The sequence below is a fragment of the Ruminococcus sp. genome (genome assembly GCF_024684275.1).
The window spans coordinates 69,923-80,671 of record NZ_JAIKXF010000087.1; the positions used below are offsets into that span (position 1 = coordinate 69,923).

Sequence of the window (10,749 nt, forward strand, 5' to 3'; positions counted from 1 at the left end):
AAAATTTAATGATGTAGGGGCGCACAATGTGCGCCCGCAAACATACACATCAATTTTGACACGGGCGAACAATGTTCGCCCCTACAATACCAATTTTTCGGGACGCCAAAGGCGTTAAATTATGATTTAAATATTCGCTGGCAAGATAAAGCGAACCGCATATAACTGCCACGCCGTTGTTTTCACGGGCAAGCTCCTTTGCCTTTTCAGCGCACTCTGCAAGACTGCCGAACTCCGCCTCTGTACGGAATGAAGCAATATCCGCGATAGTCTCCGCAGGAACAGCATTGGGAGCAAATCCGTCCACCGCAAAAAGCTTGTCAGAAAGTCCCGAGATAGTCTTTACACAGTCGATATAGTCCTTTGAGTCCACCATACCCATGACCGTGTATATCTTCTTCCCTCTCGTGCTGAGATACATCAGCATAAGTGACAGCATATTCACCCCCGATGGATTATGACCGCCGTCCACGATAACAGGAGGCTCGCCGTCTATGTACTGCACACGCGCCTTGACCTGTGTAGTCTCAACAGCCTCTATCAGTGCGCTGTCGCTTACGGAAAAGCCCTTGTCACGAAGATATATGCAGGCAGTTATGGCTGTCTGTGCGTTGTACTTCTGGTGTATGCCTGCCATTGCAGGGGTAAGCTTTAATCCCCTGTAGATAAACGGCGAGAAGAGTCCGCCGTCTGCCGCAGGTATAACAGGCTCAAGAGGTACAAGCTCCGCACCGACTTTTTCGGCGGTCTCACGGACAAGCTCCTTGACGCTGTCGGGATTGTCGTCGGAAAGCACCACAGCCGAGCCGCTCTTTATAATGCCTGCCTTGTGGGAGGCTATCTCCTCTACCGTATCGCCGAGAAGTGCCGTATGGTCAAGAGATATGGACGTTATGACCGACAGAAGTGGCGGCGGTATAACATTTGTGGAGTCAAGAGTTCCGCCTATGCCCGTTTCAAGCACGACTATATCACATTTCTCACGCTCGAACCACAGCAGTGCTATTGCCATTGTTATCTCGAACTGGGAATAAGCTTTGTCGTCAACGCGCTCCTTTACGAACTCAGCAAGCTCGCAGAGGGAATTATCGTCTATCTCGTCGTCGTTTATGCGTATCCTGTCCGTATATCTCAGCACAAAGGGCGAGGTGAACTTTCCCGTCCTATAGCCCGAAAGCTGGAGCGCTCTGCCGATATATTCAAGGGTAGAGCCCTTTCCGTTTGTGCCTGCGATATGAACGAACTTCAACCGCTCCTGCGGATCGCCCACACGCTTCATAAGCTCCCTCGCACGGGAGAGGTCGGTTATCCTGCCCCCTGACTTGGTATAGGAGTTTATAAAGCTCATACATTCTTCGATGTTCATGGTTTCTCCTTTGAATAATGTTATCAGGGCGGCAGTGCCGCCCTGTATGTTTTAATACACTCCTGCCTGCTTTTCAGCCTTTGCAGCGGCGTCTTCAAGTGTCATGCCCGTAAACTCCTGTGCTGAGAAGATACGTCCGCACTTCTTATCGTCGATGAAAGCTCCCACAAGTACGCCGGGAAGAGCGCTCTCAGGAGAATTAGGCGCATTAGGTCCGCCAAGATCTGTTCTGCACCAGCCCGGATCTGTAAGGCTCAGAGTTACGTCAGTTCCCTCGTAATTCTTGCCGAGGTCACGTGTTATCTTGTTGAGAGCTGCCTTTGCTGCGGAATAGCCTGCCTGCTCGGGTTCAAGGTCGATGCCGCTCGTAGTATTCACTATGCGTCCGAAGCCTCTCTCCTTCATTCCCGGAAGGAAATGATAGCATATCATCATAGGTGCTGTAGTGTTTATCCTGAAGCTTATGTCATAATCCGATGCGGGAGTTGCCAGATAATCTGTTCTGTATGCTATCTGAAGTCCTGCATTGTTGAGGATAATGTCGAGCTTTGTCCCTCTCTCATCAATAGCTCTGCACATTTTCTCAACCTGTTCCATGTCTGAAAGCTCTGCTGTCACAATGTAAGCGTCAACTCCCAGCGCCTTAACCTCGCTGAGAACCTTTGCGCAGTGCTCCTCTGTTCTGCTGTGGAGAACAAGATTGCACCCCTGCTTAGCCATGAATATTGCGGAAAGATATCCGATACCACGGCTTGCGCCCGTAATGAGCGCCCATTTGCCTTTTACGTTTACCATGTTTTCTTCCTCCTGACGGATATAGATATATATATAATTCTCCCGCCGCATGACGGGAGAAAATATATCAGTATTCGTAGTCGATACAAGCCCTGTCGGTCTTTACACTGCCGATGAATTTACCGAATTCAAGGTGTGCAGGGTGTACCTGATATGCATTGAGGTCGTCAATGCTGTCAAAGTCGCAGAGAAGTGAGATAGTGTAATTGCTCTCGGGAGCGTCCTTTGAGTTGATGACAACCTCGCCCTTTTTAAGCTCCTTGACATTAGCGATGACGCTGTCGAAGCGCTTCTGAGCTTCAAGAGCGTTTTCGTATTCGCTTCTGCCGTCAGCTTCCTTTAATTTGAACATAACAATGTGTTTTATCATAATAATTACCTGCTTTCGTAAATTTTAGCTTTAAAAGTCTTTTTTCCGTCATAGCTTGTGTATTCGCCGTATTCCTTGAACACAAGTCCGCACTTTTCTATTACGTGTGCAGAGGCTGTATTCTCAACGGCACATTCAGACCTCAGACGGATATTTCCGCGGCAGCTTCTTACATATCCTATCATAGCCCTTGAAGCCTCTGTAGCATAGCCCTGTCCCCAGCAGTCGTGTCTGAAGTTATATCCGAACTCCCAGAAGCCGTCCTCAAGTAGTCTTATTCCGCCTGAGCCTATGAGCTTATTATCGCTCTTTCGCACAAAGCCGAAAACATTCTCAGAGGGCTTTATGCTTCTGAGCCATTCCTTAGTGGTCTCAACGCTCTCGTGAGTTGAGTATATCATGTATCTTGCAACTCTCGCGTCGCCTGTCCATTCAAAAGCCGCTTCTGCGTCGTCAAGTGTGAGAGGTCGGAGGATAAGGCGTTCAGTCGTTATCGTCGTCATCTGCGTATTCCTCATCGGTATCGGGAGCAGCAGCTGCTCTTTCAAGAGGCTCTTTGCGCTCAAAAATTATAAGTGGGATAAGCGCCATTGCCGCTGCATAAGCGATAGTCCTGAAAGTGATAAGCCCGGTCCCGAACTGTACGCTCTGAAGATAACCAAGCAAACCCGAATCAGTGTCGATGGAAGAAGTCATATTATTGAGCCTGTAATCAAAGAAAATATCGGATATTGCTCCCACAAAAGCACCTATCCAGCCGATAACGGCTTTTACATCAGTCTTTTCCTGAGTTTCGTGCATAAAGCATATCATAAGCAGCAGAGTCATGGTAATTACCGACCTCTGACGTGAAACCAAAGCTGCCAATGCCGCAAGACCTGCAATTATATAAAGGCAGATAAGCAGAGTTTTTCTGTCCTGCCATTTTATTACGCCGAACATCATCAGAAGAACCACTATAGCCGAAGCTATACTCAGCAGAAACAGCATCAAAGCGCCAATATTTGCTGCAAAAATGTCCAGACCATAGCGGATCCTTTGCACAAATAAGCCGAAGTCCGTGATATAGCGCAAGCCGTCGCTTGTGAAGAAATTCGCCGCAAGGGAAACTCCTATAAGAAGCTTTGACCATGCACGGTCGTATTTCCGCGGTATTATGAGTATCGCAGGCGGAACAGTTACCAAAAGCCCATATAGTGCCTGATTCAGTATCATTCTCCTTACATCGTCGCCATCAAGTGAATAAAAGCTGAAAATAGTCAGCAATGTCGGTCTTATAAGGAGAAATGCGATGATTATTTCAAGTATCCTGCTGCGTTTTGAAGTATTATGTATCATTTGAGTTTATCCTTTGCATATCATACGGAAATTGCTTATCCAGCAGAAAAAGTGGAAACAGAAGCACCATAATTACAAGGGCTATTATTCCTGATGCAATGAAAGCAGTACCGATCACCGCGATTTTTTCCATATTTTCGCCCGTTCCGTCTGAAAATCCGACAATAGGCGCCAATGTCCCTACAGCCATAAGACCTGCGGCTGCAATAACAGCTATCGGAAAGAAGGTTATACTGAGCCTTCCGATTTTACCGAGCTTTTTCTCGGTGCTGACGTTTTCGTTTGCAAAGCACAGAGAAAGCAGCAGCGTCAGCTCTGACAGTAAATTGCCGCCGTCAACAGCAAATGGCAGTATACAGGCAGCTATGAACACATACAGAAATATCATCAGCGTTCTGCGGCGCATAATTGATATCATGCCCATGTATATCAGTGCGCACATAATTGCAGCGGCAAATGAAACGGCTGAACTTATCATTCCAACAACTGCCGACCGCAGGAAATATTCCGTTTCATCCGGCTTCAAATCTAAAATAAGAGTTAAGTCACTGTAGAGCTCATAGGCTTGGGATATGGCAATAATGGAAAACGCCGAAGCCATATAATAGCTCATGCTGCGGTCACGGTGTCTGCCCATGAGGAACATTACTGCTATGAGCAGCAGCGCCGCCATTTTAAAGGACATCCAAAGCTTCCGAAAGATCAGTGTGCCTATTAATATCGCCAGACCTAAGACAATAGTCAGGGCAAGTCCCGAAAAGAACTCCGCTCTTCTTATCTTTTTACTGAGCTCCCTGTTCATTTTCCTATTCTTTCGACCTTCATAAGGTTGGTAGTACCTGATATACCGAGAGGTACGCCTGCGGTGATAGCCACAAGGTCGCCGTCCTCAACGAGTCGGTGAGACTCGGCAGCCTCAACAGCTGCGGCAAAGAGGTCGTCGGTGTTGGTCTTTTCATCTATTATAAATGGTATAACTCCCCAGCTCATATTCATCTGGCGGCATACCACCTCGCTCATAGTGCAGCTGATAATAGGACAGCTGGGACGATACTTTGAGATAAGTCTCGCAGTCTGTCCGCCGAGAGATACAGTGATTATTGCCTTTGCGTTGAGGTCGTGGGCAGTAGTCACAGTCGCATGAGCAATAGCCTCGGCAACACTTCCGTTCTGCTCGGAGCTTCTTGATGCGAAACGTGCTTTATAGTTGATATTGTTCTCAGTAGTCTCGGCAATGAGAGCCATAGTCTTTACGGCTTCCACAGGGAAAGCTCCTGCGGCAGTCTCGCCTGATAACATGATAGCACTGGTGCCGTCATAGAGAGCATTTGCAACGTCGGTTATCTCCGCACGGGTAGGACGTGGATTGGTTATCATTGATTCAAGCATCTGTGTGGCAGTAATGACCTGCTTGCCTGCGTTGTAGCCCTTCTTAATAAGAGACTTCTGGATAGCAGGTATCTGCTCGAAGGGTATCTCAACGCCCATATCTCCGCGGGCAACCATGATACCGTCTGCGGCTTCAAGTATCTCGTCGATATTCTCAACGCCGTCGGTGTTCTCTATCTTGGCGATTATCCTTACATCGAACCAGCCGAGGCTCTGAGTGAATTTTCTCAGGTAGTTTATGTCCGCTGCGGTACGGACAAAGCTTGCAGCAATGAAATCAAAGCCCATTTTTGAGCCGAATTCAAGGTCGTCCATATCTCTTTCGCTGAGATACGGCATAGAGAGCTTTACTCCGGGGACATTTATGCCCTTGTTGTTGGAAAGAGTTCCGCCGTGAACCACACGGCAGACTATCTCCGTGGTAGTTACCTTTTCTGCAAGAAGCTCGATAACTCCGTCATTTATGAGTATCCTTGTACCCATGCTGACGTCACGGGGAAGCTTCTTGAAGCTTATGCTTCCCACCTTGTCATCACAGAGCACGTCCTCGGTGGTCAGGGTATAGGTATCGCCGTCATGTATCTCAACAGGCTTGTCGTCAACGAATTTTCCCAGTCTTATCTCAGGTCCCTTTGTGTCGAGAAGAGTCGCAACCGGCAGGTCGAGCTCCTTTCTGAGCCTTTCGATAACACGGAAACGCTTTTCGTGAGTCTCATAGTCTCCGTGTGAGAAGTTGAAACGAGCTACATTCATGCCTGCCAGCATGAGCTCACGCATGATATTTTCATCGTCTGTTGCAGGACCTATGGTACAAACTATCTTAGTCTTTCTCATTGTAGTTTTCCTCTTTCCGTAAAGAGCTTATCAGAGCTTTTTGAGCTTTGCGTAATTCGCCATTATCTTCTTGGTGCCGACCTTGTCGAAGGCTATCTCAAGCATAGAATCGTTAGCCATTGGCTTTACCGAGACTATAACGCCCTCGCCGAATATGCTGTGGGATACCTTTTCGCCTGCTGTATATGCAACAGCCTCCTTCGTAGCGGCTGATGATGTTTTCTTGCTTCTTGCAAGCTGCTGCTGAAGTGTTGCAGAGCGGACCTCGGTAACGGACTTATCCTCAGCCTCAAGCTGCTGCTTCATAGCTGCGGCGTTGTCGTGCTTTTCGACAAGCTCGCTGCCTATCTCTTTCATAAATCGCGATGTAACGTTATGCTGAGTCTGTCCGAAGAGCATACGCTGTCTTGCATTGGTGAGGTAGAGACGCTTCTTTGCACGGGTTATAGCAACGTATGCAAGGCGTCTTTCCTCCTCCATGTCGTCCTCGCTGTCAAACGAACGGGCGCTGGGGAAGATACCGTCGTCCATGCCGATAACGAAGATATTCTCGTATTCCAGTCCCTTTGCGGAGTGTATAGTCATCAGAGTTACCTTGTCGCCGCTGCCGTCATCGCGGTCAGCCTCGGTATAGAGAGCGACCTCCTCCAGGAATCCGCTGAGTGAAGGCTCATCTGCCTGCTCCATGTACTGAACCATAGATGTGCGAAGCTCCTGTACGTTCTCTATTTTGGTATCGGCATTTTCAAGAGTCTTTAAGCTGTCAAGATACCCTGTCTTATCAAGGAGCACATCGAGGAATTCATCAAGAGGAAGTTCCTCTGACTTCTCGGTGAGATATTCAAACATCTGATATGCATTTTTCAGCGCTGTGACCTTTTTTGACAGCGGAGCATACTCCTCACAGTTTTTCAGCACATCAAACGGTGAAAGCTTTAGGTCGCGGCTGATGTCCTCGATAACAGTCAGTGTAGAGTCACCGATACCGCGCTTTGGCTCGTTGATTATACGTCTGAAGCGGAGCATATCATTGTGGTTGTTTATAAAGCTGAGATAAGAGGTAACGTCCTTTATCTCCTTGCGGTCATAGAATCGCATACCGCCGTATACCCTGTAGGGTATTCCGCACCTTACCAGCATACGCTCGATAGAGTTTGACTGCGCATTCATGCGGTAGAGAACAGCGCTGTCGGAATAGCGTCCTGTCTCCTTGTATTTTTCGAGGATAGTATCCGCCACGAATTTAGCCTCATCTGTCTCGTCTATCGCCTTGTACCAGTAGACCTTGTCGCCCTTTTCTCCCGAAGTCCAGAGAGTCTTGGGCTTTCTGCCGTTATTGTGGCTTATAACGGAGTTCGCCGCGTCAAGGATAGTATGTGTAGAGCGGTAATTCTGCTCCAGTCTTATAACCTTTGCGCCCTCGAACTGCTCCTCAAAGCCGAGGATATTTTCGATATTCGCGCCGCGGAACTTATATATGCTCTGGTCGTCATCTCCGACTACGCAAAGGTTCTTGTGTCCCTCGGAAAGAAGCGATACCAGTCTGAACTGTACGTGGTTCGTATCCTGATACTCGTCCACCATTATGTACTTGAAGCGGCTGCGATACTTCTCCAGCACCTCGGGGAACTGCTCGAACAGCTCGACCGTCAGCACCAGTATATCATCGAAATCAAGGGCGTTTGCGGCTCTCATTCTCTCCTGATAGAGGGCATAGAGCTTAGCCACCATTTTCTTGCGGTAGTCCTGACCTGCGTCTGCGCGGAGCTCAGCAGGGCTTATCATCTTGTCCTTTGCAAAGCTTATATCGCTGAGAACTGCCTTTGGTGCAAGCTGCTTCTCGGAAACGTCCAGATCGCCCATTACGTTCTTTATCATGCGCTGACTGTCGTCGGAATCGTAAATTGTAAAATCTCTGCCATAGCCGAGAGCTTCTATCTCGCTTCTGAGTATCCTTACGCAGGCTGAGTGGAATGTAGAGGCGTGAATGTTCATAGCCTCATCGCCCAGCATAGCTGAAAGTCTCTCCTTGAGCTCCCCTGCCGCCTTATTCGTAAAGGTTATAGCCAGTATGTTCCACGGACGGACAGGATCGACTGCAACAATATCTCTGAGGGTGTCGAAATCATCTGTCTTTCCCTCGGCATAGTCATTAAGAAAGGCAATATCCTCGGCACTTCCCTCACGGGCAGTATCAAAATAAGCATTTCCGAAATTTATCATATTAGCGATGCGGTTTACGATGACCGTAGTCTTTCCGCTGCCTGCGCCTGCCAGTACAAGAACAGGTCCGTTCACAGTGAATACAGCCTCCTGCTGCATTTCATTCATACGGCTGAAATATCTTTTCAGTGCCGCCTGCTTTGCCGAATTGTAATTTTTAATATCCATAACAAGATCTCCATTTATACTGATTTAAAAGAGCATATCCATGATATACCCAATATAATTCATACTAATTATTAATTAATGTCTGCTCAACCCGACAGTTCAAAATGAGATTCACATAAAGAAATATGATGCGCAGATCCCTCGAATCAGACAGGATTTGCGCTTGCAAAATGCGGTTTATTGAGTTTACATTAAGGGTATCTCTAAAAACCTATTCGGTTAAGGGAAAACCAGATAGGTGCGGCAGAGGCTCGGAAAGCTCCCGAAGGCGTACTGACGCACTCCGATGGAGTTTGACGCAGCATATATCGTGCATAGCTGTTTTTTCTCAAAAATGGTTTTTTACAGATGCCCTTGATTATATTATAGCACATTTGATTATACTTGAAAAGACCTGATGTGAATTTTTTTTGCTTTTTATTGATACGGCGATCACAAAGGCAATCTCTGAGCTCCATATCTATAAGACCTGACTCGGCAGCAGATCCGACACCAGACAACAAAACAGAGGAGCTTCTCGACGAGAGACTCTATGAGCAAGGCATTACAGGAAAAAGGCAGAAAATGTGATAAATACGCAGAAATCCATACCTTATGAGGATTTTTTGCGGTTTATATAGTTAAATGATAAATTTTTATATTTCCTATTGACAAGTTTCATTTTCAGTGGTATAATAATAAAGCTGAATAATTCAGTACGTATATTGGGGTGTCGCCAAGTGGTAAGGCAGCGGACTCTGACTCCGTTATTTCGAGGGTTCAAATCCTTCCACCCCAACCATATCGTCATGACTAAATTGATGACATGCCCCAAAAAGCCTGAAATATCGGGCTTTTTTGCTACCCAAATCTCGAAAATTTTACTTCGATTTTCATAGATGACATTGGGCTGTTTTAGCCATGTGTAAGGACTTGAACTCTCAAAAGAGCAAATTCAGTCCCATCCAAAGGTCGAAATACAGGCAAGTTTCGATTTTGTCGTCCAAAAATAGTATACAAAGTTTCGGACTCGGTTTTAGTGGTTTTCACGAAATATGAAAACACTGGAATCGAGTCCTTTTTTGTTTTCCCAAAAACCAAGTGATAGAAAAACCATCAGCAATTTGTGAGCCGTTTTTGTCGGCATCGGTGGCAGATTAGAAAACTACACCACCGAGATCAGCAAAAGCCGCTGTGAACGATTTGTGCGGTGTGTGAAGCGGTCGAACAGTATAATTCTCCTGCGCGGAATATAAGTTGCGATTACAGAACAATTATGACGCGAAAAAGCCAGCGGAGGCTCTCCGCCAGATACATAGAAAGCAGATCACGCCTGCTGTCTATGGTATAATCATGTCAGGAGGAATCAGATGAACAAATTCTACATGAACGGTAAACTGATACACAAGGCTTCCGATCACAACACCAAACGATGTGAGGTCGAGAAATGGGTATTCCTTCCTCACTCCGACTTTGAAAGACTGAAAGCCAATCCATATCAGGAGCATGAGGCGATAACTGCCGCCAGGGACCTTATGTACGAGGACAAGAATGCCTATCATTGCATAATGCTTCTTGACGAGTACGGCGAAGACGGACTGCTCATCGAAGCGGAAGGATTTGATTATCCTCGTCTTTCCATGTTCGTGCCAAATGCTAAGTCGATCTACGAAAGGTACCAGACTTCCAAACCCGAACTGAAACTTCACGACATGATCAAGGATACTGTTGAAAAGATCGCTGAACTTGCTCACACAGACAAGACAGACTTCACATCAGCTGATATGAGGAAGCAAAGGCATATTTCCTTGAACTTATGATGACAATCGAGGGCGAGGAGCGTGACCGAGCAGAGTGCGTATACATTCAGCTACTTCACGGACTTGACGAGTGCAGCGATGAGGACGAATAATCAGCAGGGCGAGTTGTTTTTCGGCAGCTCGCTCTTGCTATGCCTCTGGCGAACGGAAATGCCCCTCACAGCCGTCCGAGCTTACGGAGCGGAAAAACTAACCGTCTGAAAAGAAGTGACCTGAGAAGTGCTTGTGTGAGCAAATCTCAGTTCTTTGTCTGTTATTCAGTTCCATTAGGGTATCCACTGATTTCGGCGCGCGCCATAATCATAATATCAACTTATGCGGAACGGAAAGCGAGTGTGCCAGTAGGCTATAGATCTCAAATACACTATAACGGCAAGGAAACAAAGAAAGCATTATATCCGCCTGAACTTTCAGCCCATATTTTCCCGTTATGTTCCTTGATTATACTGTCGGCAATAGAAAGTCCC

At 46.9% G+C, this 10,749-nt stretch carries 9 protein-coding genes and 1 tRNA gene; 2 read left to right on the top strand and 8 right to left on the bottom strand.

Annotation, left to right across the window (positions count from 1 at the left end):
- Window positions 1–49: 49 nt before the first annotated feature.
- From K5677_RS09095 to K5677_RS09130, 8 genes are all read right to left on the bottom strand, one after another.
- Window positions 50–1,366: a folylpolyglutamate synthase/dihydrofolate synthase family protein gene (locus K5677_RS09095; RefSeq protein ID WP_296727087.1), complete on the bottom strand. Its 1,317-nt coding sequence runs from the start codon at window positions 1,364–1,366 to the stop codon at window positions 50–52.
- Between the two features lie 51 nt (window positions 1,367–1,417).
- Window positions 1,418–2,161: an SDR family oxidoreductase gene (locus tag K5677_RS09100; protein WP_296727091.1), complete on the bottom strand. Its 744-nt coding sequence runs from the start codon at window positions 2,159–2,161 to the stop codon at window positions 1,418–1,420.
- A 67-nt stretch (window positions 2,162–2,228) separates the two neighbouring features.
- Complete coding sequence (locus K5677_RS09105) at window positions 2,229–2,531, bottom strand: Dabb family protein (protein ID WP_173460220.1); 303 nt, start codon at window positions 2,529–2,531, stop codon at window positions 2,229–2,231.
- Between the two features lie 5 nt (window positions 2,532–2,536).
- Window positions 2,537–3,034: a GNAT family N-acetyltransferase gene (locus K5677_RS09110; RefSeq protein WP_296727095.1), complete on the bottom strand. Its 498-nt coding sequence runs from the start codon at window positions 3,032–3,034 to the stop codon at window positions 2,537–2,539.
- A complete protein-coding gene (locus K5677_RS09115) occupies window positions 3,015–3,869 on the bottom strand; it encodes a hypothetical protein (RefSeq protein ID WP_296727098.1) in 855 nt (284 codons plus the stop codon). The genes K5677_RS09110 and K5677_RS09115 overlap by 20 nt, the downstream gene beginning before the upstream one ends.
- Window positions 3,859–4,671, bottom strand: coding sequence for a hypothetical protein (locus K5677_RS09120; RefSeq protein WP_296727100.1), 813 nt, complete (start codon window positions 4,669–4,671; stop codon window positions 3,859–3,861). The genes K5677_RS09115 and K5677_RS09120 overlap by 11 nt, the downstream gene beginning before the upstream one ends.
- Window positions 4,668–6,092: a pyruvate kinase gene (gene pyk, locus K5677_RS09125; protein ID WP_296727102.1), complete on the bottom strand. Its 1,425-nt coding sequence runs from the start codon at window positions 6,090–6,092 to the stop codon at window positions 4,668–4,670. Before pyk ends, K5677_RS09120 begins: the two co-directional genes overlap by 4 nt.
- A gap of 30 nt (window positions 6,093–6,122) precedes the next feature.
- Entirely contained in the window at window positions 6,123–8,483 is a 2,361-nt protein-coding gene (locus K5677_RS09130) for an ATP-dependent helicase (protein WP_296727104.1), read from the bottom strand.
- A gap of 705 nt (window positions 8,484–9,188) precedes the next feature.
- Between K5677_RS09130 and K5677_RS09135 the strand changes: the two genes are divergently transcribed.
- Window positions 9,189–9,264, top strand: a tRNA-Gln gene (locus K5677_RS09135).
- Window positions 9,265–9,997: 733 nt separating this feature from the next.
- Window positions 9,998–10,282, top strand: a complete 285-nt coding sequence (locus tag K5677_RS09140; protein ID WP_296727112.1) for a DUF6329 domain-containing protein — start codon at window positions 9,998–10,000, stop codon at window positions 10,280–10,282.
- Window positions 10,283–10,749 lie beyond the last annotated feature (467 nt).

Coding starts and splice junctions, on each gene's coding strand:
- K5677_RS09095 (WP_296727087.1), bottom strand. CDS start 1,366: ATGAACATCGAAGAATGTATGAGCTTTATAAACTCCTATACCAAGTCA.
- K5677_RS09105 (WP_173460220.1), bottom strand. CDS start 2,531: ATGATAAAACACATTGTTATGTTCAAATTAAAGGAAGCTGACGGCAGA.
- K5677_RS09100 (WP_296727091.1), bottom strand. CDS start 2,161: ATGGTAAACGTAAAAGGCAAATGGGCGCTCATTACGGGCGCAAGCCGT.
- K5677_RS09110 (WP_296727095.1), bottom strand. CDS start 3,034: ATGACGACGATAACGACTGAACGCCTTATCCTCCGACCTCTCACACTT.
- K5677_RS09130 (WP_296727104.1), bottom strand. CDS start 8,483: ATGGATATTAAAAATTACAATTCGGCAAAGCAGGCGGCACTGAAAAGA.
- K5677_RS09140 (WP_296727112.1), top strand. CDS start 9,998: ATGTACGAGGACAAGAATGCCTATCATTGCATAATGCTTCTTGACGAG.
- K5677_RS09120 (WP_296727100.1), bottom strand. CDS start 4,671: ATGAACAGGGAGCTCAGTAAAAAGATAAGAAGAGCGGAGTTCTTTTCG.
- pyk (WP_296727102.1), bottom strand. CDS start 6,092: ATGAGAAAGACTAAGATAGTTTGTACCATAGGTCCTGCAACAGACGAT.
- K5677_RS09115 (WP_296727098.1), bottom strand. CDS start 3,869: ATGATACATAATACTTCAAAACGCAGCAGGATACTTGAAATAATCATC.